Genomic DNA, 24,070 nt, shown 5'->3' on the forward strand with positions numbered 1-24,070 from the left:
GCGGCCTCCGGGCCGCCATTGCATTTTGGACACCGCCGCCCAGAACTGGCGAGTCTCACCCGCTTTTGACTAGGCAGCCTTTACCGGCCGGGCTTACAACGATCGCCATGGCAACGAACCCTTTACCCACCGCCCTTTTAGGACTCGCCGTTCTTGCGATTTCCGTCCCAGCCGCCCAGGCCGAGAGCGTGCATCTGCGTCCCAAGGCGGTGGTGGAACTGTTCACCAGCCAGGGCTGCGCGCAATGCCCGCCGGCCGATGCCATGTTGACCAGCCTGGCCGAGCGCGGCGATGTGGTCGCGCTGGCCTACCACGTCAACTACTGGGATTATATCGGCTGGGAAGACACCTTTGGGGACCAGTCCTTTGCCGATCGCCAGCGGGCCTACGCGAAAAGCTGGGGCTCGTCGCGCATCTATACGCCACAGATGGTGGTCAATGGCGCCAAGGGCGTAGTCGGCTCGCGCCGCGACGAGGTGCAGGAGGCTGTCGATGGCGCCAGCCTGCCGCTGCCGGTCGACGTAGAGCGCGACGGCGACATGCTCAAGGTCGACGTGCCCGCGCACTCCAGTCTCGGCAACGCCACGGTCTGGCTCGTGACCTATCTCGACCGCGCCGAAGTGGCCATCGAGAACGGCGACAATGCCGGCAAGTCCATGGTCTATACCCGCGTCGTCACCGACCGCCAGGTCTTGGGCATGTGGGAGGCGCACACGGGGGCAGAGTTCAAGCTGCCGCTGCCCGAGGTGCTGGGCGACCACAATGGCGGCTTTGCCGTGGTGGTGCAGCAGGAGCGCAAGGGGCTGCCGGGCCTCATTCTGGGCGCCGCTGCCTACGATCGCTGATCCTTTCCGGCCAAAGAAAAACCCGCTCCTTGGGGGAAGGAGCGGGCGAGACTGACTTGGTCAACAATAGAGGCGGCTGGCGGCGGGACGCTTGGGGTTGGGGGCTCGATCGGCCCGCCACCAGCCACTGGAGGCAATGGTTGAACGATGCCGCTCCAATTGGGCGCCACAAAGGACAAATCGTGGCTGAATTGGGGTTTCTTGCACCCTTGCCAGCGTCGGCATTTGCCGCGATCATGACAGCGTAATGACAACCCGAAAGAGGTGCGCGTGCCCGGCCAAGCTCCCCCTCCGCCGCCCAACCTGGCGCTGGTTCATGCCGGCGAGCCATCGGGGGCGTCGCGTCCGGCGCCCACCGTTGTCGCCTTCGAGCGGCGCGAGCTGATGCAGATCCTCGGGGTGTACGGGCGCAAGGTCGCCTCCGGCGAGTGGCGCGACTATGCCATGGACTTCCTCAAGGACAGGGCCATGTTTTCGATCTACGCGCGCGTCTCGGAACGTCCGCTGTTCGTCGTCGAGAAGAACCCCAGGCTGCGTAACCGCCAGGGCCAGTACATGGTCACCAACCAGCAGGGTCGCATCCTCAAGCGCGGCCACGACCTCGCCCAGGTGCTGCGCGTGCTCGACCCCGACCTGATGGTGGTGGGGTGACGCTGGTCGTCCGCGCGGCGGAGCCGGCAGATGCATCAGCCATGAGCCGCGTTTTGATCGCCTCCATCACGGACCTCTGCGGCCAGGACCACGATAACGACCCGCAGCGGATTGCCGAATGGACGGCTAACAAATCGCCCGAGGGAATCGCGCAAATGCTGATGCGCGAGGGTTTCTTCATGATGGTCGCTGTTCTCGACAACGCGGTCGTTGCCGTAGGTGCCACCACGGCAGAGGGTGAAATCGCGCTCAACTATGTCGCGCCGGACAGGCGGTTCCAGGGGATCAGTTCCGCGCTTCTGGACCATATGGAAGCCGACCTGGGGCGCCGCGGCTTTGCCCAAGCCAGGCTCAAGGCAACTCGGACCGCCCTGCCATTCTATCGCGCACGTGGTTGGACAGGCGGGGACGTGGCGCAGAGTGGCCGTTCCATCGACTGCTTTGTCCTGCGTAAAACGCTGGCCTAGGTCTTGCTCTATCGGCCGGCCGACGGGCCTACAGCGCCTTTTGCAGATGCACGATATCGTGCCAGCGGTCGAATTTGAGGCCGACTGCCTTGTAGTAGCCGACGCGTTCGAAGCCGAACTTTTCGTGGATGGCGATGGAATTGGCCGTGTCGGCGGTGATCACCGCCAGCATCTGCCTGAAGCCAAAGGCCTTCGACTGCGCCAGCAATTCGGTCAGCATGGCCTTGCCGAGGCCCCGTCCGGTTTCCTCAGGATCGAGATAGATCGAATCCTCGCAGGTGAAGCGATAAGCGGCGCGGGGGCGGTAGAAGCTGGCATAGGCGTAGCCGAGCACCTGGCCCGCGCGCTCGGCGATGATCACCGGGTGGCCGAGTTTCTGAAGGCCCGCATATTTTTCGGCGATCGCCTCTTCGCCCGGCGCCTCGGTATCGAAGGTGATGGCGGTGTTTTCGACATAGTGCCGATAGATGGTGGTGATGGCCGGAATGTCGGACCACTGGAAGGTACGGAGCTGGAAATCGGACATGGCGCTGCGCAAACAAAAAGACCGCAGCTCTTGTAAGCTGCGGCCCGATTTGTCGTCCAACCAATTCGGAACGATGTTTACTCGCGATTGCCGAAAAGGCGGAGCAGCATCATGAACAGGTTGATGAAGTCGAGGTAGAGGCTCAGGGCACCCATGATGGCGTTCTTGGCCAGCACGTCGGCGCCGTAGTGCTCGGAGTAGCTTTCCTTGATCTTCTGGGTGTCATATGCGGTCAGGCCCACAAAGATCAGCACGCCCAGCACCGAGATCGCGAAATCGAGCATGGACGAGCCAAGGAAGATGTTCACGACCGAGGCGATGATGATGCCGATCAGGCCCATCATCAGGAAGTTGCCCATTGAGGTCAGGTCGCGCTTGGTGGTGTAGCCGTAAAGGCTCATCGCGCCGAAGGTGGCGGCGGTGATGAAGAACACCTTGGCGATCGAGGCGCCCGTATAGACGAGGAAGATGGAGGAGAGCGACAGGCCCATCACTGCGGCAAACGCCCAGAACACGCCTTGCGCGGCGGGGACCGAGAGCTTGTTGATGCCGAAGCTGAGCACCAGCACGAAGGCGAGCGGGGCGAGCATCACGACCCACTGCAGTGGGCTTGCAAACAGCAGCGCGCCCCACTGGGTCACCAGGGTTCCGTCCGCCAGCTGGCCGGCGGCGGCATCGGCATTGGTGGTGACGGCGGCATTGGCAGCGAACCAGGCGACGAGGCCGGTCACGACAAGGCCGATACCCATGTAGTTGTAAACGCGCAGCATATAGCTGCGAAGGCCCTCGTCGATGGCCGCGGCCGAGCCGGCCCGCGCACCGAGGGTCTGACGGTCATATTGAGCCATTCCTGGTTCCTTTCCCTTGGAAACACGCGGTCTTTTCACCGCCGGGGGCAATTGGCGTTGCCACTTGTCGAACAATATGGAGAGCGAGTTGCGTGTTTACAAGGCAAATCAGACAGGTGCGACAACCGGCTCTGGCACCTTCACGCGGGTGTGTTACGGTCGGATCGAGAATCACCCTGGCTCAATCCCGGGAGGTCCCCATGCCCCGGCTGTTTACCGGCCTCGAAGTTCCGGCCGATATCGGTTTTCGCCTTTCGCTTAAGCGCGGCGGCCTGATCGGCGCTCGCTGGATCGACGTTGAAAACTATCACATCACCCTCCGGTTCATCGGGGATGTCGACGGGCAAACGGCCGATGACGTGGCCGGTGAGTTGGACCGGCTCTCCAACGCGTTACGCTTCACCATCCGCCTTACCCATCTGGGCATTTTCGGTGGCGACAAACCTCGCTCTCTTTATGCCGGGGTGGAACCGTCAGACGCACTGACACGGCTGCAGGCCGCCCATGAGCGAGTGTTGCAGCGAGCGGGGCTGGCCCCAGAGGGACGCAAATTCGTGCCGCATGTTACCCTCGCACGGCTCAAAGGTGTCTCCTCAGCCGATGTAGCACACTTCCTTGCCGAAACCGGACGCTTCGATCCGCTCGAATTCACTGCCAGTCGATTCATCCTCTTTTCCAGCAGAGGCTCTGTGGGGGGCGGTCCATATGTGATCGAACAGAGTTATCCCCTTGCTGCCTGAACTTCACGCAAGTGTTAGTCTTGTCTTAACCGTCCTGCGCAAAAGCTGCGCCTGTAGACGCGCTGGCGTCAAATTGCCGCCGCCTTTGCCCATCATTTGAGGCAAATCCGCGCGGATATAGGCGGATTTGACGGCTTGGTAACCATGTTCGCGTCACGCTGGGCGGGCAGCTCACGACGAACGGCAGCAAGACAGAAGGAAACTCATGGCAATGACGACGAAAACCTGTGGCCTTGCAATCGGGCTCGCGGTGGGCGCGCTCATGGCCCTCGCGCCGACCGCACAGGCGCAACAGGCTACCGAGCTTGGCACCTTCAACTCCTGGACAGCCTGGTCGGCCAACGACGCCAGCGGCTTGATCTGCTACATTTCGGGGCAGCCGCAAAAGAGCGAGCCGGCAGGCGTGAACCGGGATCCAATCCACTTCATGATCATTCACCGCAAGGCGCTGGGGACCAAGAATGAGGTGCAGACGCTGATCGGCTATCCCTTCAACACCACAGACGCCAAGGCATCTGCCGCTATCGATGGCAAGTCCTACCCGATGGTCACCGAGGGTTCGGCGGCCTGGCTCGCCTCCACCGGGGACGAGGCCGGTTTCGTTTCCGCCTTCAAGGCCGGCAACCAGCTGGTTGTGCGCGGCACCAGCCAGCGGGGCACGAATACGGTCGATACCTATTCGCTTTCTGGCGCCACCGCTGCGGTCAACGCCATCGACGCGGCCTGCAAGTAAGCCTTGCCCTTGGCAACACATCGATCCTAACTCACAGGGCGCGGCTTTCGAGCCCGCCTCCCCGTGTCGCATGAAGAGTACTGCGCCTGATGACCTGTTTGACCCGCATTGCCCTCGCTTTACCCCTGCTGCTGATTGCCGCGCTGCCGGCTGAGGCGCAGTCGGCGCGAGTGCTTGGCGATTTCCGCGACTGGTCGGCCTATGCCGCGGACGATGGCGGTGGCACGGTCTGCTTTGCCATGACCAAGCCGACGAGTACGGACCCTACCCCGGCGGATTATGGGGACGCCTACCTTTACGTCACAAACCGCCCGGGCGAGGACGTCATCAACGAATTCAACGTCGTCGCAGGGTACACCTTCCAGACCGGGTCGATGGCGACGGTGAAGGTGGATGGTACGCCTTTCTCGTTGTTCACGCAGGGCGACGCGGCCTGGCTTGACGATGCCTCGCAAGGCGCCAACCTCGCCGCCGCCATTCGTGCCGGCTCCAGCCTGACGGTCTCGGGGACAGCGGCAGACGGCACTACCGTTACTCAGAAGTACTCGCTTTCCGGGGCCACCGCTGCCCAGCAGGCCAGCGGGGCCGAGTGCTGATCGCTGAGATCTTCCGCTTCCCGCTCAATTGATTGGTGACGGTGGCCTGAGGCCCGTCGGTTGTCGGATACTGCAGGTCTGCCTTCCGCTGGCGTGACTTTGCCAATCGCGCCCCCATATGGTAGACACTGCGGGTTTTCCCGCATCTTCGTTTCCTATCGAGCCCTGCGATGAGCATTGCGCTGAATCTTGACCATTCGACTGCCGTGCGCCCCGCCGCTACGGCCCGTCCTCCGCTGATCGGCCTTTCGAAGGCGGGACTGGCCGAAGCGCTGGTGTGCCACGAGGTGGTCAGCGAGCGCGAAGGGCGCATGCGGGCCAGCCAGCTGTGGAACTGGCTTTACGTCAATGGCGTCACCGATTTCGAGCGGATGACCAATGTGGCCAAGCCCGTGCGCCAGAAACTGGCCGACACGTTCAACCTCGACCGGCCGGAGATCGTTTCCGAACAGGTGTCGGTCGATGGCACGCGCAAATGGCTGTTCCGGTTCCGCGATCCGGCCAATCCCAACTTTCCCCCGGTCGAGGTGGAAACCGTCTACATCCCCGAGAGTGATCGCGGGACCCTTTGTGTCTCGTCCCAGGTGGGCTGCACGCTGACCTGTTCCTTCTGCCATACCGGCACGCAGAAGCTCGTTCGCAACCTCACCGCTGGAGAAATTCTCGGTCAGATCCTGATGGCGCGTGAGCGCCTTGGCGACTTCCCCGGTGGCCAGCGTCCAGACGACGGCGGTCTTGTACCCGGCGGGGAAACCCGCGCCATTACCAATATCGTGATGATGGGCATGGGCGAGCCGCTCTACAACTACGACAACGTCAAGCAGGCGCTGCTGATCGCGTCGGCCGGCGATGGCATGAGTATCTCCAAGCGCCGCATCACGCTTTCGACCTCTGGCGTCGTCCCCTATATCGAGCCGACCGGCCGCGAGATCGACGTCATGCTGGCCATTTCTCTCCATGCCGTGCGCGACGATCTGCGCGACGTCCTCGTGCCGATCAACAAGAAATGGCCGCTCAAGGAGCTGCTCGAGGCCTGCCGCAACTATCCGGGCCTCTCCAATGCCCGTCGCATCACCTTCGAATATGTGATGCTCGACGGCATCAACGACAGTGATGCCGAGGCGCGCGAACTGGTGCGGCTCCTCGCGGGCATTCCGGCCAAGATCAACCTCATCCCGTTCAACCCCTGGCCCGGCTCCAACTACGGCACCTCGCCCTCGAGCCGCATCGAGCGCTTTGCCGACATCGTCAACCGTGCCGGCTATGCCTCTCCGGTGCGGACTCCGCGCGGTCGGGACATCTTCGCCGCTTGCGGTCAGCTCAAGAGCGAGAGCGAGCGGCTGTCCCGCAAGGATCGCGACGCCCTCGCCGGCGTCTGATGAAGCCCTCGGCCCGCCGGGTCGAGGTTGCCATGGCGGCTGCCGCAAAGGCCGCAGCGTCTCGCCAGCCGCCGATCTGTCCCCTGTGCGAGCGGCCGATCCCGCCCGAGGCGAAATCGAGCCGGCATCACCTGACGCCCCGCCTCAAGGGCGGCACGCACAAGGGCACGGTGCGCCTGCACCAGATCTGCCACAGCGCCATCCATGCCCGCTTCTCGGAGGCAGAATTGGCCCGCCGCCTCGCCGGCATCGAGAGCCTACGGGCCGATCCCGAGATCGCCACCTTCCTCGCCTGGGTGCGGGAAAAGCCACCCGCGTTTCACGCGCCAACGCGGATGACCCGGCAGCGGCGCGACATGCGGCGGCCCCGGGACTAGGATGGTGGGCAGGCCGCGTGTGGTAGACGCTACTCTCCGGCTACCCACTCAACGGCCCACCGGCCGCGCCCGTGATCGCTGAGCAGCTCCGCCAGCGCCGGCAATAGCGTCCGCATCTCTGCTTCCAGCACATAGGGCGGGTTGACCACGATCATGCCGGTGCCATGGAGGCGCGGCGGGGTGGTGGGGCGGTCGATACTCAGCTCGATCCGCAGGATTTTTGGAATGCCGGAGGCCTTGAGCGCCTTGATATAGGCGTCCACTTCGCGCGGCTCCTTGATCGGATACCAATAGGCATAGATGCCGCCCGGCCAGCGGGCATGAGCCTTTTCAAGGCTCTGCGCCATGCGGGTGAATTCGCCCTTTTCCTCGAAGGGCGGATCGACCACCACGAGGCCGCGCTTTTCCTTGGGCGGCAGGTGTGTGCCCATGGCGGCCCAGCCATCGAGTGTCGTCACCCGCACCTGAAAATCGTCGGTAAAATTCTTGCGCAGTGCCCAGGCATCGCTGGGATGCAGTTCAAGCGCCATCAGCCTGTCCTGCGGGCGCATCATGTGGCGGGTGATCATGGGAGAGCCGGGATAGTAGCGCAGGCGTCCATCCTGGTTCTGGGCCCGCACCGCCGACAGATAGGGCTCGACCACTTCGGCCACCGGCGAGGCCAGTTTGGCGTCGATCAGCCGCGCGATGCCCTCCTGCCATTCGCCGGTGCGCCCGGCCTCGTCACCCCGCAAATCGTAGAGGCCGACGCCGGCATGGGTATCGATGACGCGGAACGGAGCGTCCTTGCGCATCAGATAGGCGAGGATGCGGCTGAGAATGGTGTGCTTGACCACGTCGGCAAAGTTGCCGGCGTGAAAGGCGTGGCGGTAGTTCAACTTACTTGCGCCCTTCGGCGAGGAGGATGGTGGCGGCAAAAGCCATGAAGACGGCGGCAAAGCTCCAGTTGAGCGCGCGGCCGACCCAGCGGTTGTGCCTGAGCGTCTGCGTCAGCCATTCGGCAAACAGCACGACCGCGACCACGACGGGCAGTGAGACGAGCACGAACTCGGCGCCAAGGAACAGCAGTTTGCCGGGCGCGGCAGGATCGGCCGCCGAAACGAACTGCGGCAGGAAGGTCACGAAGAACAACGCCACCTTGGGATTGGTGAGGTTGATGCCCAGCCCCGTGAGGTAGGATTGTCCCCAGCTGGGCTGCCGTCCTCCGGCGCGGGCGACCAGCAACCCGCCGCCATCGCGGATGGCCTGGATGGCGAGCCACACCAGGTAGAGCGCGCCAACGATTTTCAAAGCCCAGAAGGCGGCGGGCGCGGCGACGATGAGCACGGAAATGCCGAAGGCAACGAGCGTCGTGTGCACGGCGATGCCGGTGATGGCGCCCAGGACGGTGGCAAAGCCATGGCTGCGGCCCCAGTGGATGGTGCGCGAGACGAATAGCGCCATGTCCGGCCCGGGGGTGACGGCGAGCACGAACGCGGCCAGCGCGAAGGCGAGAATGACGGGCAGGTCGGGAATGAAAGCGGGCATCGGCGCGATCTGTCGTTTTTGTCGGGCGACAATTGCACCAAAGCGTGCAGATGAATAGGGTGCGCCCGATTTGGGGCCGTTCCGGCCGACCCTACCGAGATACACACATGGCCAATGACATCAAGAAAGTGGTACTCGCCTATTCGGGCGGGCTCGACACCTCCATCATCCTCAAGTGGCTGCAGGAGACCTACAACTGCGAGGTCGTGACCTTCACGGCCGACCTGGGGCAGGGCGAGGAGCTCGAGCCGGCGCGCCGCAAGGCCGAGATGTTCGGCATCAGGGACATCCGCATCGAGGACCTGCGCGAGGAATTCGTGCGCGATTTCGTGTTCCCGATGTTCCGCGCCAACGCCATGTATGAGGGGCTCTACCTGCTCGGCACCTCCATCGCCCGGCCGCTGATCGCCAAGCGGCTGGTCGAGATCGCGCAGGAAACCGGTGCCGATGCGATCTCGCATGGCGCCACCGGCAAGGGCAATGACCAGGTCCGGTTCGAGCTCACCGCCAATGCGCTCGACCCCTCGATCAAGGTGATCGCGCCGTGGCGCGAGTGGGACCTGCGCAGCCGCACCAAGCTGCTCGAATATGCGGAAGCCAACCAGATCCCGATCGCCAAGGACAAGCGCGGGGAGGCGCCGTTCTCGGTCGATGCCAACCTGCTGCACACCTCCTCGGAAGGCCGCGTGCTGGAGGATCCGGGCGTCGAGGCGCCCGAATACGTCTACCAGCGCACCACCGACCCGGAAAAGGCCCCGGACCAGCCCGAATACGTCAGGATCGGCTTTGAAAAGGGCGATGCGGTTTCGGTCAATGGCGAGACACTGTCGCCGGCAGCGCTCTTGACCCGGCTCAACGAGCTGGGCGGCAAGCATGGCGTCGGGCGGCTCGACCTCGTGGAGAACCGCTTCGTGGGCATGAAGTCGCGCGGCGTCTACGAGACGCCCGGAGGCACCATTCTCTGGCATGCGCATCGCGGCGTCGAATCGATCACGCTCGACCGCGGCGCGGCGCATCTCAAGGACGAGATCATGCCCAAATATGCCGAGCTCATCTACAATGGCTTCTGGTATTCGCCGGAACGCGAAATGCTGCAGGCACTGATCGACAAGAGCCAGGAGTTCGTGTCCGGCGAGGCCACCATCAAGCTCTACAAGGGCTCGGCCAATGTCGTGGCCCGCACCTCGCCCTACAGCCTTTATTCGGAAGACCTCGTGACCTTCGAGGAGGGCGCGGTGGCCTATGACCACAAGGATGCCGAGGGCTTCATCCGCCTCAACGGCCTCCGGCTCAAGACCTGGGCCGCCCGCAACGCCAGGGCGCGCCGCTGACCTGACTGCGGGTGGGCCGGCGGCCCGCCCGTCTTCCTGGGAGTTCGCCATGCCCGGTCGCATCGTCATCCTCAACGGGGCACCGCGCTCGGGCAAGTCGACGCTGGCCCGCGCCATCCAGGCGCAAGGGGGCACCTGGCTCAACTGGGGCGTGGACGCATTCAATGCGACGCTGCCGCCGCACCTGCTGCCGGGCATCGGGCTGCGGCCCGGCGGCGAACGGCCCGATCTCGAGCCGCAGGTGGCTCTTCTCTATCCGGCCTTCTTCAATGCCCTCGCCGTCTTTGCCCGGTCCGGGTTCGACGTGGTGGCCGAACTTGGCATGCATCGCGACTACGCCGCCCCGTTCGATCCCTTCGCCGTGATGGCCGAGCGCCTCGCGCGCCTGCCGGTGATGCTGGTGGGGATCGATTGCGCGCTCGAAGTCATCATGGCGCGGCGGCGGGCCGATCCGGCGCAGGGGCTCTATGTTGCCGGGCCCGGCATACCCGCGCCGGTCCAGCGCTGGCAGGATGCCGTCCATGCCGGGCGAACCTATCACCTGCGGCTCGACATGGGCCGGCTCGAACCCGCCCAGGGGGCGCTCCAGATCGAGGCGCGACTGCCCGAATTCGATTGCGTGTCATCGATTTAAGGCGCCGTTAAGGGGGGCTGCGTAGCTTTTGCGCCAGCGTCGGTCGTGGACTTGCACTTGGGGGGCTCGATGCAAGGCAAAAGCGAAGGGTCCGTGGGGGAAGTGGCTGAAAAGCTGCTGCTCGATGCAGCGCTGGAAAACATTCCCTATGGCTTCTGCGTCTGGTCGCCTCAGTTCCGCCTCCTGATGTGGAACAAGCACTACCGGGACTTCTATGGGTTTCCGGAGGACGCTATCTGTCGCGGCATGACCCTGGAGGAGGTGGTGCACCTCTCCTGCCGGCTCGGTAACCATTCCGAACACGGTCCTGAAGAGTTCTACGAGCACTATTCGGGTGAACTGCTCAACAACCGCTCAGGCGCGCGCGCAAAGAGCCAGGAGGTGGTCCGCGGCGGTCGGATCATCGAAACCGCTCACATCTATTCGCCGCAGCTCGGCTGGGTGGTGACGCACGAAGACATCACCGACGAAATCGCTCTTTCCGAAAGCGCCCAGAAGCGCAAGCTGGAGCTGGAACGGCAGAACATCCGTCTCGATGCGGCGGTCAACAACATTTCCATCGGGCTCTGCATGATGGATGCACGAGGGCGACTGGTGATCTGCAACGAGCCCTACGCCCGCATCTACAACCTGCCGGTGGAGTACCTGCGGCCCGGGACCCAGCTCGAGAACATCCTGGGACATCTGTTCGATGTCGGCATGTCCACCGGCGGGACCAGGGAGCAATATATCGCCTGGCGACGCGAGGTCATCGCCCGGCGCGAATACGGCAAGACGGTGCACGAGCTCAATGGCCGCACCATCATGATGCAGCACCACCCGATGAAGGATGGCGGCTGGGTCTCGACGCATGAGGACATTACCGAGCAAAAGCAGAACGAAGCACGCATTCGCCATCTGGCGCGGCATGACGCGCTGACCGATCTCCCAAATCGGATCGAGTTCCTGGAGCAGATGGCCAAGGCAGAGGCAGGCCTGCAACGGGGTGAGATGAGCGCTGTGCTCTATGTGGATCTCGACCACTTCAAGGCCGTAAACGACACATTGGGACACGCGGTGGGCGACGAAGTGATTAAGCAGGCTGCCGTCCGTCTTTGGGGTACAACGCGCGAATCCGACCTTCTGGCGCGTCTGGGCGGGGACGAGTTTGCCATCCTCCTGCACCCGATCGAGAGCGCCGACACTGCGGCACGTGTCGCCGATCGCATCATCAAGTCCATGTCCGCGCCGATGAACATCGGCGGCCAGCAGATCGAGATCGGCGCCAGCGTCGGGATCGCCGTGGGGCCCCTGGATGGAATCACCACCGATCAACTGGTCAAGAATGCAGACCTGGCGCTCTACAAGGCTAAGAGCGAGGGGCGCTCGACCTATCACTTCTTCGAAACGGGCATGGATGCCGAGCTGCAACAGCGTCGGGCCATCGAGGCAGGGCTGCGCCTGGCCCTGCCACGGAACGAACTGCGCCTGATGTTCCAACCCCTCCTGGGGCTCGCAGAAAGCCGCGTCACCTGCGTAGAAGCATTACTGCGGTGGGATCATGACGAGCAGACAATCTCACCTTCTATCTTCGTCCCCGTAGCCGAGGAGACCGGGCTTATCGTGCCAATCGGCAACTGGGTTCTTCACCAGGCTTGTCGTGCGGCAGCCAGCTGGCCTGGTGATGTGCGGATCGCCATCAATCTTTCGCCGGTGCAGTTCCGGCAAAAGGACCTTGTGGCGCAGGTCAAGGCGGCCCTCTTCGAAAACGGCCTGCCGCCAGCTCGGCTGGAGCTTGAGATCACCGAGTCTCTTCTTCTGACCGACAGCGAAGCGACTATCGAGGCGCTGCATGAACTGCGCGCCATGGGCGTTCGCATTTCCATGGATGACTTCGGCACCGGGTACTCTTCGCTGAGTTATTTGCGCTCCTTCCCCTTCGACAAGATCAAGATCGACCGCTCCTTCATGCGCGACCTCACCACGCGGGCGGACAGTCAGGCCATTATCAAGGCCATTATCGGTCTGGGCCATTCGCTGGGCATGTCTACGACGGCTGAGGGAATAGAGACCGAAGAGCAGCTCGTAATGGTGCGCGAGCAGGGTGTGTCGGAAGTGCAGGGTTTTCTCTTCTCGCCACCGCTGTCGGCCGCGGCGCTGGCCAACCTGCTGCACTCGGCAAGGGCCAAGGGGCAGGCAAGGCAAAAAGCCTCCTAAGGCCGGTTTTCGGCGCGCTCCGGGCGGTTTGACCACCTGTCCGCGCTGCCCGCAGCACCCTTGGGGGACTGTCTGCAACCCACCCCTGCAGATTGAAACCTTGTGAATTCGGCCTCTTTCCTGTAAGAGCCGCGCAAACTGTCGGGACGCTTCCGATTTTGGCGCCGGCACATTTATACCGCATGGTCCGTCCCTGGCCGGCCCCACCGAGTGCACCTCTGTGGGACAGGTTTCGTGGAGCATGCCAACAAGGCTGATCCTGATGTCCCTGCGCAATATCGCCATCATCGCCCACGTCGACCATGGCAAGACCACTCTCATCGACGTGCTGCTCAAGCAGTCCGGCTCCTTCCGCGAGAACGAGCGCGTCGAAGAGCGCGCCATGGACTCCAACGACATCGAACGCGAGCGCGGCATCACCATCCTCGCCAAGGTCACGTCGCTGATGTGGAAGGATACCCGCATCAACATCGTGGACACGCCCGGCCACGCCGACTTCGGCGGCGAAGTCGAGCGCATCCTCTCCATGGTGGACGGCGTGGTGATCCTGGTGGACGCGGCCGAAGGCCCGATGCCGCAGACCAAGTTCGTGCTCGGCAAGGCCCTGGCCCAGGGCCTCAGGCCCATCGTGGCCATCAACAAGATCGACAAGTCCGATGAGCGGCATCTGGAAGTGCTCGAGGAGATCTTCGACCTCTTCATCGCGCTCGATGCGTCTCCCGACCAGCTGGATTTCCCGGTGCTCTACGGGTCGGCCAAGCAGGGCTGGATGGCGCTCGAGCCCGAAGGCCCCAAGGAAACGCTGGCGCCGCTGCTCGACAAGGTCGTCGAGCACGTGCCCGAGCCGGCCGTGGAAGAAGGCGCCTTCCGCATGCTGGTCACCACCATCGAACGCAATCCGTTCCTGGGCCGCATCCTCACCGGCCGCATCACCTCGGGCTCGGTCAAGGCCAACGATCCGATCCACACGCTCAACCGTGAAGGCAAGGAAGTCGAAAAGGGCCGCGTCTCCAAGGTCCTCGCCTTCCGCGGCCTCGAACGCACGCCGGTGGACGTCGGTGAAGCCGGCGACATCGTCGCCATTGCGGGCCTCGTCACCTCGACGGTGGCCGATACGCTCTGCGCCACCTCGGTCACGACCCCGATTGCTGCCAAGCCGATCGATCCCCCGACCCTGTCCGTCACCTTCCGCATCAATGACGGCCCGCTGGCCGGTCGCGAAGGCGACAAGGTGCAGTCCCGCGTCATCCGCGAACGCCTGATGCGCGAAGCCGAAGGCAATGTGGCCATCCGCGTCACCCCCGGCGAGGACAACGACAGCTTCGACGTGGCCGGCCGCGGCGAATTGCAGCTCGCCGTGCTGATCGAAAACATGCGTCGCGAGGGGTTCGAACTCACCATCGGCCGCCCCAAGGTGCTGATGCAGGATATCGACGGCGTTCGTCATGAGCCCATCGAAGAAGTCATCATCGACGTGGATGACGAGCACACCGGCACGGTCGTGCAGAAGCTCACCGAGCGCAAGGGCGAGCTGACCGACATGCGCCCCTCCGGCATCGGCCGGACCCGCATCCAGCTCCTCGTTCCCACCCGGTCGCTGATCGGCTACCAGCCGGAGCTTTTGTCGGACACCCGTGGCACGGCGATCTTCAACCGCCTGTTCCACTCCTTCGTGCCCTACAAGGGCGAACTGCCGGGCCGTCGCACCGGCGTGCTGATCTCCAACGGCACCGGCCAGTCGGTCGCGTTTGCGCTGTGGAACCTCGAGGACCGAGGTCCGATCATGATCGACGCCGGCGTCGACATCTACGAGGGCATGATCATCGGCGAGCATTCGCGCGAGAATGATCTGGAAGTGAATGCCCTCAAGGGCAAGCAACTGACCAACATCCGCACCACGTCCAAGGACGAAGCGGTTCGGCTGACGACGCCCAAGAAGCTCACCCTCGAGCAGTCGCTGGGCTATATCGCCGAGGACGAATATGTCGAGGTCACGCCCAAGTCGATCCGCCTGCGCAAGATCTGGCTCGACCCCAACGACCGCAAGCGCATGAGCCGCGCGGCCAAGACCGCCTGATCAGCGGGCTCACAAGGTCCGCATCGTGTCGAACCAGGATTGCCGGGCTTCTCCGGCCAATCGTTCCAGCACCATGACCGATGCCGGGGCCCACCCGGTGGCGATGGGACCCGGAGGCCCTTAGCGATGAGCGAGTTCATCATCGAGTTCATCACCAGCTGGGGCTATGTGGGCATTTTCCTGCTCATGGTGGCGGAGAATGTGTTTCCGCCCATTCCTTCCGAGCTGATCATGCCGTTTGCGGGCTATGTTGCCGCCGACGGCGCGCTCAATGTTTGGGGCATCCTGATCGCCGGTACGCTGGGTTCGCTGGTGGGCACATCGGCCTGGTATCTGGCGGCCCGCCTGCTTGGGCTTGAGCGGTTCACCCGGCTCTGCAATCGGCTTGGGAGGGTGGCGACGCTGTCCGAGGACGACATCGACAAGGCCGATTACTGGTTCAAGCGCCATGGCGGGATAGCCGTGCTCCTAGGACGTCTTATTCCGGCCATTCGTACATTGATTTCCGTTCCGGCGGGTCTGGCCGTCATGCCGTTCGGCATGTTTCTCGGCATTTCGGCTGTGGGCTCTCTGGCGTGGACCGGCATCCTGACCGGCGCCGGCTTTGTCTTGCACGAAAGCTATGATGTCGTTGAAGCCTGGGTAGACCCGGTCTCGACTGGCGTGGTTGTTCTCGCGGTCGTGCTCTACATCTGGCGCTTCATCACCTGGAAGCCGATCAAGGACATCGGGTGATCCGGTCTCGCATTCTGCAACTGTCTTGCATTCTGCAATCGCCCCGACGCTCGCAGAATGCGAAACTTTACCTTCCTCTAATCTTTGCTCACGCGTTTGGGGGCTCCTCAATCTGGCACGCTAAATGCAATGAACGCGATGTCCGGATGGAAGAGTTCTGCGTACCGGGCAAAGTCAGTCTCTTGGGCCCTGCACCGCGTGAATTCTGGTGCGGGGTCCAGACCATTGCGGCACTGCGGCACTTGTTGGCTCGCGGCGCTGGCCCTACATAGGGCGGGCCCAAGTTCAGCGGAAAAGACGAAAGACCCTCATGATCGCCGTTCTGCAGACCCTTTCCATCATCCTCAACCTGGTCTGGTGGGTCTTTCTCATCATGATCATCATGAGCTGGCTGATTTCGTTCAACGTCATCAACACGCGCAACGAGTTCGTGGCCATGGTCTGGCGCGCGGTCAATTCCATTACCGACCCGATCCTGCGCCCCATCCGCCGGGTGATTCCGCCCATGGGCGGCCTGGATCTCTCGCCGATCATCGTCTTCATCATCATCTTCTTCCTCCAGTCCTTCCTCGCCAACGACGTGCCCCGCATGATGGGCCTCTACTGAAGCTTGGCTGACTGGTTCCGCAGCACCGACCAAGGGCTGACGCTGTTTTTGCGCGTTACTCCCAATGCCCCGCGGGACGCCGTTGAGGGTGTGGAAACGCGCGATGATGGGACTGCCGCGCTGCGCCTCCGCGTCAAGGCGGTGCCCGACAAGGGCAAGGCCAATGCCGCAGTGATCGCTTTGCTGGCCAGAGCCCTTGGTCTTCCCAAGTCCCATTTCGCCTTCATCGCAGGCGAAACAAGCCGGATGAAGACGGTCGCCGTCACCGGCGATACCGACGATCTCACGGCGCGGGTCGTTGCACTGGGCTGATTTATGGTTGCGACAAAAGCGCGCAATCTCCATTGCTTAACCTCGCGATCTGGCTAATCTCTTCTCCCAGAGGGGCCTGATGGAGGGCGGGTAACGGACTGGCCAAAGAGCCGGCCGAACCGGCGTGGGTCCCTGGAGGAGAAAGGGACTTCCAATGGATCTGGCACTCTGGCTGATCGTTATTTGCGGCGGCCTGTCTATCGTCTATGGCGTGGTGACCACGCAGAACCTGCTCAGGGCCGATGCGGGCACGGCGCGCATGCAGGAGATATCGGCGGCCGTGCGCGAGGGCGCTTCGGCCTATCTCAGGCGCCAATACACCACAATCGCCATCGTCGGCGTCGTCATCCTGATCCTTGCCTGGCTGCTGCTGGGCGTCCACGCGGCCATCGGCTTCCTGATCGGTGCTGTGCTTTCGGGGGCGGCCGGCTTCATCGGCATGAACGTCTCTGTGCGCGCCAATGTGCGGGTCGCGCAGGCGGCTACCACCTCGCTGGGTCGCGGCCTCGATCTCGCCTTCAAGTCGGGCGCCGTCACCGGCATGCTGGTGGCCGGGCTCGGGCTTCTTGGCGTCACGCTCTACTTCATGATCCTCACCGGCATGGGCAATGCGCCCACCAGCCGCACCGTGGTCGATTCTCTCGTGGCGCTGAGCTTCGGGGCGTCGCTTATCTCCATCTTTGCGCGTCTCGGTGGCGGCATCTTCACCAAGGGTGCCGATGTGGGCGGCGACATGGTAGGCAAGGTCGAAGCGGGCATCCCCGAGGACGATCCGCGCAATCCCGCCACCATCGCCGACAATGTGGGCGACAATGTCGGGGACTGCGCCGGCATGGCGGCGGACCTCTTTGAAACCTATGTGGTGACCATCGTCGCCACCATGGTCCTGGCCTCGATCATTCTGCCGGACGCGTTCAAGCTCATGGGCATGGTTCTGCCGCTGGCCATCGGCGGCGCCTGCGTCGTCACCTCCATCATCGGCACCTTCTTCGTGCGGCTGGGCGCGAGCCAGAACATCATGGGCGCGCTCTACAAGGGCGTCATCGCCACCGGCGTGCTGTCGCTGGTGGCGCTGTTGCCCGTGCTGCTCTTCGTCTTCGGCGACCTCAACGTCTCCATCGAAGCCACAGACAAGACCTTCACGCCGATGAGCCTCTTCTGGTGCGGTGTGGTCGGCCTCGTCATTACGGGCCTGATCGTCGTCATCACCGAGTACTACACCGGCACCAACCGGCGCCCGGTCAATTCCATTGCCGAGGCGTCCGTTACCGGCCACGGCACTAACGTCATCCAGGGGCTGGCGGTCAGCCTCGAATCCACGGCGCTGCCGGCGTTGGTGATTATTGCCGGCATCATCGTCACCTATTCGATCGCCGGGCTCTTCGGCATCGCGGTCGCCGTCGCCACCATGCTGGCCCTAGCCGGCATCATCGTGGCGCTCGACGCCTTCGGGCCCGTCACCGACAATGCCGGCGGCATCGCCGAAATGGCGGGGCTCGACGAAAGCGTGCGCCACAACACCGACGCGCTCGATGCGGTGGGCAACACCACCAAGGCCGTCACCAAGGGCTATGCCATCGGCTCGGCGGGCCTCGGCGCGCTGGTGCTCTTTGCCGCCTATACCGAAGACCTCAAGCACTATTTTGCCGACCTGGCGGTCAATTTCGACCTCGCCAATCCTTACGTGGTGGTCGGCCTGCTGTTCGGTGGCCTCCTGCCGTTCCTCTTCGGCGGCATGAGCATGACGGCGGTGGGCCGGGCGGCCCAATCGGTGGTGGTGGAAGTGCGCCGCCAGTTCAAGGCCGATCCGGGCATCATGGCCGGAACGTCCAAGCCCGATTATGCCAAGGCGGTGGACATGCTGACCAAGGCAGCCATCCGGGAAATGATCGTCCCTTCGCTGCTGCCGGTGCTCAGCCCCATCGTGGTCTATGTCCTCATCCTCTGGATCGCGGGTCAGACCAACGCCTTCTCGGCGCTGGGCGCGATGCTAATGGGCGTCATCGTCACCGGGCTCTTCGTCGCCATCTCCATGACGGCGGGCGGCGGCGCCTGGGACAATGCCAAGAAGAGCTTCGAGGACGGCTTCACCGACTCCCATGGCGTCACGCACTACAAGGGGTCGGACGCGCACAAGGCCTCGGTGACCGGCGACACCGTCGGCGACCCCTACAAGGACACGGCGGGTCCCGCCGTCAATCCGATGATCAAGATCACCAACATCGTCGCCCTGCTGCTGCTCGCAGTCCTGGCCCGGATGTCCGGTTAAGCAAGACAGCCCGTCGTTGCCTGCCGCTCAGGCGACGACCCCCATCGTCACCACCCGGTTCATCCGGGTGGTCCATCTGCCCGCGAGTTGGATTGCCGGGACAAGCCCGGCAATGACGAACGGGTCGAGAAACTGCTGAAGGCCCGGGCCGTCTCTCCCCGAACCTCTTTTTCACCCCCGACGTCATTCCCGCAAAAGCGGGAACCCTTGTTGCGCCTATTCACGCGCTCCCGTACAGCGCCCGGTGCTCCACCGAAATCCTCAGCCACAACACCAGTGCATTGAGCACCGAAAACACCAGCGCCACCGGCCATAGTCCCAGCACCAGCGGGGTCACGAAAATTTCGGCCACCACCAGCGTATAGTTGGGATGCGGCAGAAACCGATAGGGCCCACGCCTCACCAGCGGCTCGTCGAGCACGATGATGCGCGTCGTCCAGCGGGCGCCGAGGCTGGCCAATATCCACACCCGGAAAATCTGCAGGACGGCATAGACCGCGAGCCACCTCCAGTGAATGGCCTCGGTCCAACCGAACACCGCGATGGCGACGATCCAAGCGGTATGCAGCGCCACGATCAACGGATAGTGCCCCGCGCCGATTTCCCGCGCGCCGCGCGCAAGCAGACGTCGTGTGTTGCGCCGGGCCAGCGCCAGTTCCCCCAGCCGCTGCACGATGACGAAGCCGATGAAGAAAATGGCCGGCAGCGACGCGGTCATTTTGCGTCGATCTCGAGCAGGGATGCGGTGAAACCCGGGCCAAGCGCCGCCATGACCAACGGGCCGTTCGGGCGGTCCTTGAGCACCCGCTCGAGCACGAAAAGGGCGGTGGGGGCTGACATGTTACCGAAATCGCGCAGCACCCCGCGCTCGTGATCGAGGCTTTCGGAGGGGAGATGCAGGGCGCCCTCGATGGCTTCCACAACCTTGGCGCCGCCGGGATGGCAGACCAGACGCGTTACCTCATCCTCAGCGAGGTTCATCGCGGCAAGGCCAGTCGCCACGGCCTGGGCGAATTCGGTCTTGACGAATTCGGGGATGGAGCGATCGAAAATCACGCCAAAACCTTTTTCGTCCACGTCCCACCCCATGATGGCCAAGGTGTCGGTCCAGGTGTGCTCGACGCCGCGTCCGATGCTCGCCTGGCTCTCCCCCTCGGTCGAGAGGCACGCCGCCGCGGCGCCATCGCCAAACAGCACCGTAGCGATTATGTCGGCCTTCTGCATGCGGTCATCGCGGAAGGAGAGGGTGCAGGTCTCGAGGCACACGAACAGCACCTTGCTGCCCGGTTCGGCGCGAGCCAGGCGCGCCGCCAGCGACAGCCCGCTCACCCCGCCGGCACAGCCAAGCCCGAAAACCGATGGACGTCGGCGCGAAAGCCCATGGTCTGCATGGCCCGGGCTTCGAGCGTTGGGGTGGCGATGCCCGTCGAGCAGACGGTGACGACGGTGTCGATGTCCTGAGGCTCAAGGCCGGACGCCGCGAGCGCTTTTTCCGCTGCGCCGATGAACATGGCAAGCCCGCCGTCGAGGAAGGCCGCGGTGCGGCTGGGCCAGTCCTGCGGCTGTTCGAACCATTCGAACGGTACCACCGAATAGCGCGCCTCGATGCCGGCGTTCTCGAAGGATTTCGTCAGTCGTGCGAAATCTGGATAGCGCTCGCCCAGGATGCGCTTGGCGTTGATCCGGACAAGATCCTGGGGCAGGCGGTGGGGCGGCACGTGTGTGGCCAGCCCGAGAAGGCGGGCTGGGCGAGGCGAAGAAGTTTCGGTCATCGGAGGCCTTTTGGGAGAATCGGACGTCAGGCGACAAGCCCGCTCGTCGGCCTCGCTCCCCCCAGTAACGTGCGGCGGCGGCTTTTGGGTCAGCAGGGGAAAAAGATTGGCAAAAGGCGGGCTTCGATCCCCGCTGACGATCAGTTCTTTTCCTGCGCCTCCAGCACGGCGGTGATCTTGCTCATCAGGGTGAAAAACTGCGCCCGTTCCTCGGGCGTCAGTTGTTCGAGCACCAGCGCGTTGATGCTGCGGGTAATGGCGCTGACCTGGGGCAGTTTCTCCAGTGCGGCCGGCGTCAAACGGACGAGGCTGGAGCGGCCGTCGTCGGGGTTGGGCGTGCGCTGGATGAGGCCATCCCGCTCCATCCGGGCGAGCGTGGCGGCCATGGTAGCCTGTTCGACGCGCGCGTCTTCGGCCAGCGCCTTCTGCGTCGCCGCCGAACCGTCATCGAGTGCCAGCAGAACCGGCATGTGCGCTGGGCTCAGCCCGATGCGCGACAGGTGCCGCTCGAGTTCGCGCACCAGGAGGCGCCCGGCGAGGTTGGTGACATAGCCGACAGAGGAATTGCGATCGAGGGTCATTTACATAGTGTGCTAAGCATATATATAGTGTGCTTAGTATATGCGCCGTCAGCGCCCTGTCCAGTGGAGGTTACCATGCCCATCAAAAGTTCGTCCCAGCGTTATGGGAGTGTTGCCATGGCCATTCACTGGCTGAGCGCGCTGGCTGTCGTTGCGCTCCTTGCCAGTGGACAGGTGATGGCGGGGAGTGCTCCGGAACGTCTAGGAAAAATTCTCCCCATTCACGTGAGCCTGGGCCTTGTGGTCGGCCTTCTGACGCTGGTGCGCATCGTCTGGTGGCTGGCTCTCGATAGGCGCCCCCGGCCCGAGGCGACGCTTGGCCCGGTGCAGCGGCGATTGGCCGGAGCGGTGCATGGTTTGCTCTACCTCTCGCTGATCGTCATGGTCGCCTCGGGCATCGCCATGCTGGCGCTGACCGGAGCCCTGCCGGTCATATTCGGAGGCGGCGTCCTGCCCGACTTCGAAGCGGTGCCACCGTTCGCCGCCCATAGCCTGGTCAGCAAGCTGCTGCTGGCCCTTGCCGTCGGCCATATCGGCGCGGCACTCTACCACCAATTCATTCGCCGCGACCGTTTGATCGAGCGCATGTGGCCCGGCCGGGCCTGAGCCGTGTCGAAGCGCGGCCCGCCAGAGCGTCGTACGGGTGGATCCAGCAAGGAGCTAATCCCATGACCACCTCGATCACCGTCATCGGCATCTATGCCGGCCTCTGCGTCAGCGACCTCGCCGCAGCGACCGACTGGTACACCCGCTTCATGGGCCGCGCGCCGGACGACCGGCCCTTGCCCACCATGGTGCAGTGGCGCGCCGGGCTGCAGCTCTGGCAGAAGGAGGGCGAGATGGGGCCGGGTGTTGCCACCGTCGTGGTGGAGGACCTGAGTGTCGAGCGGCGGAGGCTGCAAGGGGCAGGGATCACGATAGGTCCCGAATCGCGCGGTGATTTCGGCGCCGTCGCGCAGGTGAGCGATCCCGATGGCAACCGCATTGCGCTGGCCGAACCGCCCGCGGGCTTTGCCCGAAGCTGATAAGGCCGGGCAACTGTCCGGCCTTGTGCAACTGCTGAGTGTGGGCTTAGGCCTTCTTCGCCATCTCGATAGACTCGAGGATGACCCGGCGTGCATCGTCGATCCCGCCGATCCGGTCGATCTTGGCCCACTTACCCGGCTCGAGATCCTTGTAGTGGGTAAAGAAGTGCTTCACCCGCTCGAGCTGGATTTCTGGGAAATCGCCGATATCCAGGATGTTGTCATACATGCGCGTCAGCTTGCCCACCGGGACGGCAATGATCTTCTCGTCCTGACCCCCGTCGTCCTCCATGAACAGCACGCCCACCGGCCGCGAGCGCACCACGGCCCCGGGCACGAGGGGGCGTGAGTTCATCACGATGACGTCCAGCGGGTCACCATCGCCGCATAGCGTATGCGGCACGAAGCCGTAATTTCCCGGATAGCGCATTGGAGTGTAGAGGAAGCGATCGACGAACAGCGCACCGCTGTCCTTGTCAATCTCGTATTTGATCGGTTCGCCGCCCAGAGGCACCTCGATGATGACGTTGAGATCGTCGGGCGGGTTCTTCCCGGTGGGGATGGCGGCGATGTTCATGATACGCTCAGGTCCGGTGAAACAGAATGGGTGGATCGGGCGCGTTCTGCCCCACATCGCAAGACGATGGCAAGCCACAAATCCGCCGGGGCGACCATGCATAGGTCGGGGGGAGCAGGAGTTTCGCGCAATGGCCGAGATGGTGACGATGAAGGGTAACAGTATGCTAGCTTTGGCGGTCGCCGTGCTGACCCTGGGAGCCGCACCGGTGTCGGCCCAACCGGGGTTCACCAGCGCCTATACCGATCTTGATCTCGACACCTGCCTAGTGCTCGATGCCGATGATTTCGGCGCCAGCTGGGCCTGCCCCGGGTACAAGGGATTTCCTCTCATGGTGCAGGAAGCGGACCTGCGCTTTTCCCTAAGCTACGGCTTCAATGTCGAGAAGAATTCTGCCGGATTTCAGACACTTCCGCCCTTCAACCGGCTCGGTAGCAAGCTCGAATGGCGCCTGTCCAATGCCACGGGCCGCTGGTTTCCCATCGCCACTATCGTGCGCTATCACACCGCTGATAGCGAAACGGGGGAAGACAGTGGCGAGGTCTTGGTCGTCAGCCAGATCGCCGAAGGCAACAGCTGCCACATCGCCTATATTGACGCCAAGACCAATGCTGATGCCAACGGTCTTGCCAGGCAAGCCGCCGACAAGGCTGGTCATTTCGATTGCCAGACGGACGAGGTCGAGGTGATCGGGCGCTTCCAGGCTTACTGACGCGCCGCGGCAGCTTCGCCACGGATCTTGTTGCGCAGGATGGTGCGATCCCGGCTCGACACGCCGATCAGCTCGGCCACGCGCCAGACCATGTTGTCCTCAAGTTCATGATTCGCGCTGTCGGCAAAGACCACGGTCCACATCATGCGGATGATCTCGATGCGGTCCTCCATCTCAAGGCGCGTGATGCCCGAGGTAAAACTATAAAAATCAACGGCGTCGGCATCGCGTCGGGCGGCGTCGCGGATCAGCTGGTCAACGCGCACATCGTCAAGATCATAATGGTCCTTGAGCGCCTTGCGGATGGTCTGCCGCTCACTGTCCTGCATCGATCCATCCACCGCAGCCAGATGCACCAGGAGCGCAGCAACGGACAGGCGCGGGTCGGTATCGTCCCGGCGCTCGGGTTGGGAGAACAGGCGGCTGAGGGCCTCGAACATGGCGGGGGTGCTCTTTCGGGGTCTTGAGAAATGGATGAATCGAGACAGGTCTGGTTTAGCGACCTCAACGTTCTGCTCAAGCCCCAGGCTCCCTCTTCACGCCGTCTTGTCCC

At 63.5% G+C, this 24,070-nt stretch carries 29 protein-coding genes; 19 read left to right on the plus strand and 10 right to left on the minus strand.

Going from position 1 to position 24,070, the window contains the following annotated elements; translation table 11 throughout:
* Positions 1–188 precede the first annotated feature (188 nt).
* The 3 genes from IC608_RS13670 to IC608_RS13680 all read left to right on the plus strand — a co-directional run bounded on the left by IC608_RS13670 (position 189) and on the right by IC608_RS13680 (position 1,963).
* Entirely contained in the window at positions 189–845 is a 657-nt protein-coding gene (locus IC608_RS13670; RefSeq protein ID WP_191776560.1) for a DUF1223 domain-containing protein, read from the plus strand.
* A 270-nt stretch (positions 846–1,115) separates the two neighbouring features.
* Complete coding sequence (locus tag IC608_RS13675; RefSeq protein ID WP_428055591.1) at positions 1,116–1,496, plus strand: DUF2794 domain-containing protein; 381 nt, start codon at positions 1,116–1,118, stop codon at positions 1,494–1,496.
* Positions 1,497–1,537: 41 nt separating this feature from the next.
* Positions 1,538–1,963: a GNAT family N-acetyltransferase gene (locus tag IC608_RS13680; protein WP_191776562.1), complete on the plus strand. Its 426-nt coding sequence runs from the start codon at positions 1,538–1,540 to the stop codon at positions 1,961–1,963.
* 28 nt (positions 1,964–1,991) lie between these two features.
* Here IC608_RS13680 and IC608_RS13685 read toward each other — a convergent pair whose 3' ends face one another.
* Together IC608_RS13685 and IC608_RS13690 are read right to left on the minus strand one after the other, a co-directional pair.
* A complete protein-coding gene (locus tag IC608_RS13685; RefSeq protein ID WP_191776564.1) occupies positions 1,992–2,489 on the minus strand; it encodes a GNAT family N-acetyltransferase in 498 nt (165 codons plus the stop codon).
* 77 nt (positions 2,490–2,566) lie between these two features.
* A complete protein-coding gene (locus tag IC608_RS13690; protein WP_191776567.1) occupies positions 2,567–3,337 on the minus strand; it encodes a Bax inhibitor-1/YccA family protein in 771 nt (256 codons plus the stop codon).
* 200 nt (positions 3,338–3,537) lie between these two features.
* Here IC608_RS13690 and thpR point away from each other — a divergent pair, with 200 nt between their 5' ends.
* The 5 genes from thpR to IC608_RS13715 all read left to right on the plus strand — a co-directional run bounded on the left by thpR (position 3,538) and on the right by IC608_RS13715 (position 7,162).
* Positions 3,538–4,077, plus strand: coding sequence for an RNA 2',3'-cyclic phosphodiesterase (gene thpR, locus IC608_RS13695; protein ID WP_191776569.1), 540 nt, complete (start codon positions 3,538–3,540; stop codon positions 4,075–4,077).
* 211 nt (positions 4,078–4,288) lie between these two features.
* Positions 4,289–4,810, plus strand: coding sequence for an invasion associated locus B family protein (locus IC608_RS13700; RefSeq protein WP_191776572.1), 522 nt, complete (start codon positions 4,289–4,291; stop codon positions 4,808–4,810).
* A gap of 89 nt (positions 4,811–4,899) precedes the next feature.
* The gene (locus IC608_RS13705; RefSeq protein ID WP_191776574.1) at positions 4,900–5,406 is read left to right on the plus strand and encodes an invasion associated locus B family protein; all 507 of its coding nucleotides are present in this window, start codon (positions 4,900–4,902) and stop codon (positions 5,404–5,406) included.
* Between the two features lie 170 nt (positions 5,407–5,576).
* Positions 5,577–6,785 carry a dual-specificity RNA methyltransferase RlmN gene (gene rlmN / locus IC608_RS13710; protein WP_191776577.1) on the plus strand — a complete coding sequence of 403 codons (1,209 nt, stop codon included), beginning with the start codon at positions 5,577–5,579 and terminating at the stop codon, positions 6,783–6,785.
* A gap of 32 nt (positions 6,786–6,817) precedes the next feature.
* Positions 6,818–7,162 carry a restriction endonuclease gene (locus IC608_RS13715; RefSeq protein ID WP_248306374.1) on the plus strand — a complete coding sequence of 115 codons (345 nt, stop codon included), beginning with the start codon at positions 6,818–6,820 and terminating at the stop codon, positions 7,160–7,162.
* Positions 7,163–7,191: 29 nt separating this feature from the next.
* On the opposite strand, the gene IC608_RS13720 is transcribed toward IC608_RS13715, so the two are convergent.
* Together IC608_RS13720 and IC608_RS13725 are read right to left on the minus strand one after the other, a co-directional pair.
* The gene (locus IC608_RS13720) at positions 7,192–8,040 is read right to left on the minus strand and encodes a 23S rRNA (adenine(2030)-N(6))-methyltransferase RlmJ (RefSeq protein ID WP_191776581.1); all 849 of its coding nucleotides are present in this window, start codon (positions 8,038–8,040) and stop codon (positions 7,192–7,194) included.
* 1 nt (position 8,041) lies between these two features.
* Positions 8,042–8,689, minus strand: coding sequence for a LysE family translocator (locus tag IC608_RS13725; RefSeq protein WP_191776583.1), 648 nt, complete (start codon positions 8,687–8,689; stop codon positions 8,042–8,044).
* Positions 8,690–8,796: 107 nt separating this feature from the next.
* Between IC608_RS13725 and IC608_RS13730 the strand changes: the two genes are divergently transcribed.
* The 8 genes from IC608_RS13730 (at position 8,797) to IC608_RS13765 (ending at position 18,850) form a co-directional block, all read left to right on the plus strand.
* Positions 8,797–10,020 carry an argininosuccinate synthase gene (locus IC608_RS13730; RefSeq protein WP_191776585.1) on the plus strand — a complete coding sequence of 408 codons (1,224 nt, stop codon included), beginning with the start codon at positions 8,797–8,799 and terminating at the stop codon, positions 10,018–10,020.
* A gap of 49 nt (positions 10,021–10,069) precedes the next feature.
* The gene (locus IC608_RS13735; protein ID WP_191776587.1) at positions 10,070–10,654 is read left to right on the plus strand and encodes a phosphotransferase-like protein; all 585 of its coding nucleotides are present in this window, start codon (positions 10,070–10,072) and stop codon (positions 10,652–10,654) included.
* 69 nt (positions 10,655–10,723) lie between these two features.
* Positions 10,724–12,850, plus strand: coding sequence for an EAL domain-containing protein (locus IC608_RS13740; protein WP_191776589.1), 2,127 nt, complete (start codon positions 10,724–10,726; stop codon positions 12,848–12,850).
* A gap of 262 nt (positions 12,851–13,112) precedes the next feature.
* Positions 13,113–14,927 carry a translational GTPase TypA gene (typA, locus tag IC608_RS13745; protein ID WP_191776591.1) on the plus strand — a complete coding sequence of 605 codons (1,815 nt, stop codon included), beginning with the start codon at positions 13,113–13,115 and terminating at the stop codon, positions 14,925–14,927.
* A gap of 126 nt (positions 14,928–15,053) precedes the next feature.
* Positions 15,054–15,662, plus strand: coding sequence for a DedA family protein (locus IC608_RS13750; protein ID WP_191776593.1), 609 nt, complete (start codon positions 15,054–15,056; stop codon positions 15,660–15,662).
* Between the two features lie 310 nt (positions 15,663–15,972).
* Positions 15,973–16,269 carry a YggT family protein gene (locus IC608_RS13755; protein WP_191776595.1) on the plus strand — a complete coding sequence of 99 codons (297 nt, stop codon included), beginning with the start codon at positions 15,973–15,975 and terminating at the stop codon, positions 16,267–16,269.
* A 3-nt stretch (positions 16,270–16,272) separates the two neighbouring features.
* Positions 16,273–16,581, plus strand: a complete 309-nt coding sequence (locus IC608_RS13760) for a DUF167 family protein (protein WP_191776597.1) — start codon at positions 16,273–16,275, stop codon at positions 16,579–16,581.
* Positions 16,582–16,735: 154 nt separating this feature from the next.
* Positions 16,736–18,850 carry a sodium-translocating pyrophosphatase gene (locus IC608_RS13765; protein ID WP_191776599.1) on the plus strand — a complete coding sequence of 705 codons (2,115 nt, stop codon included), beginning with the start codon at positions 16,736–16,738 and terminating at the stop codon, positions 18,848–18,850.
* Positions 18,851–19,070: 220 nt separating this feature from the next.
* On the opposite strand, the gene IC608_RS13770 is transcribed toward IC608_RS13765, so the two are convergent.
* From IC608_RS13770 to IC608_RS13780, 4 genes are all read right to left on the minus strand, one after another.
* Positions 19,071–19,568: an isoprenylcysteine carboxyl methyltransferase family protein gene (locus IC608_RS13770; RefSeq protein ID WP_191776601.1), complete on the minus strand. Its 498-nt coding sequence runs from the start codon at positions 19,566–19,568 to the stop codon at positions 19,071–19,073.
* A complete protein-coding gene (locus tag IC608_RS18630) occupies positions 19,565–20,179 on the minus strand; it encodes a hypothetical protein (protein ID WP_428055610.1) in 615 nt (204 codons plus the stop codon). Before IC608_RS18630 ends, IC608_RS13770 begins: the two co-directional genes overlap by 4 nt.
* Positions 20,176–20,622 carry a beta-ketoacyl-[acyl-carrier-protein] synthase family protein gene (locus IC608_RS18635; protein WP_428055613.1) on the minus strand — a complete coding sequence of 149 codons (447 nt, stop codon included), beginning with the start codon at positions 20,620–20,622 and terminating at the stop codon, positions 20,176–20,178. The genes IC608_RS18630 and IC608_RS18635 overlap by 4 nt, the downstream gene beginning before the upstream one ends.
* Positions 20,623–20,762: 140 nt before the next feature.
* Positions 20,763–21,203 carry a MarR family winged helix-turn-helix transcriptional regulator gene (locus IC608_RS13780; protein ID WP_191776603.1) on the minus strand — a complete coding sequence of 147 codons (441 nt, stop codon included), beginning with the start codon at positions 21,201–21,203 and terminating at the stop codon, positions 20,763–20,765.
* Between the two features lie 75 nt (positions 21,204–21,278).
* On the opposite strand from IC608_RS13780, the gene IC608_RS13785 reads away from it, so the two are divergent.
* Both IC608_RS13785 and IC608_RS13790 read left to right on the plus strand, forming a co-directional pair.
* Complete coding sequence (locus IC608_RS13785) at positions 21,279–21,809, plus strand: cytochrome b (RefSeq protein ID WP_210316355.1); 531 nt, start codon at positions 21,279–21,281, stop codon at positions 21,807–21,809.
* 62 nt (positions 21,810–21,871) lie between these two features.
* Positions 21,872–22,228, plus strand: coding sequence for a VOC family protein (locus tag IC608_RS13790; RefSeq protein WP_191776605.1), 357 nt, complete (start codon positions 21,872–21,874; stop codon positions 22,226–22,228).
* Positions 22,229–22,274: 46 nt separating this feature from the next.
* Here IC608_RS13790 and ppa read toward each other — a convergent pair whose 3' ends face one another.
* Positions 22,275–22,805 carry an inorganic diphosphatase gene (ppa, locus tag IC608_RS13795; RefSeq protein ID WP_191776607.1) on the minus strand — a complete coding sequence of 177 codons (531 nt, stop codon included), beginning with the start codon at positions 22,803–22,805 and terminating at the stop codon, positions 22,275–22,277.
* A gap of 130 nt (positions 22,806–22,935) precedes the next feature.
* Between ppa and IC608_RS13800 the strand changes: the two genes are divergently transcribed.
* Positions 22,936–23,517: a hypothetical protein gene (locus tag IC608_RS13800; RefSeq protein WP_191776609.1), complete on the plus strand. Its 582-nt coding sequence runs from the start codon at positions 22,936–22,938 to the stop codon at positions 23,515–23,517.
* Here the strand turns inward: IC608_RS13800 and IC608_RS13805 are convergent.
* Positions 23,511–23,957 carry a tellurite resistance TerB family protein gene (locus IC608_RS13805; RefSeq protein WP_191776611.1) on the minus strand — a complete coding sequence of 149 codons (447 nt, stop codon included), beginning with the start codon at positions 23,955–23,957 and terminating at the stop codon, positions 23,511–23,513. The genes IC608_RS13800 and IC608_RS13805 overlap by 7 nt on opposite strands.
* Positions 23,958–24,070 lie beyond the last annotated feature (113 nt).

The sequence above is a fragment of the Devosia oryzisoli genome (assembly GCF_014837245.1).
GTDB lineage: Bacteria > Pseudomonadota > Alphaproteobacteria > Rhizobiales > Devosiaceae > Devosia > Devosia oryzisoli.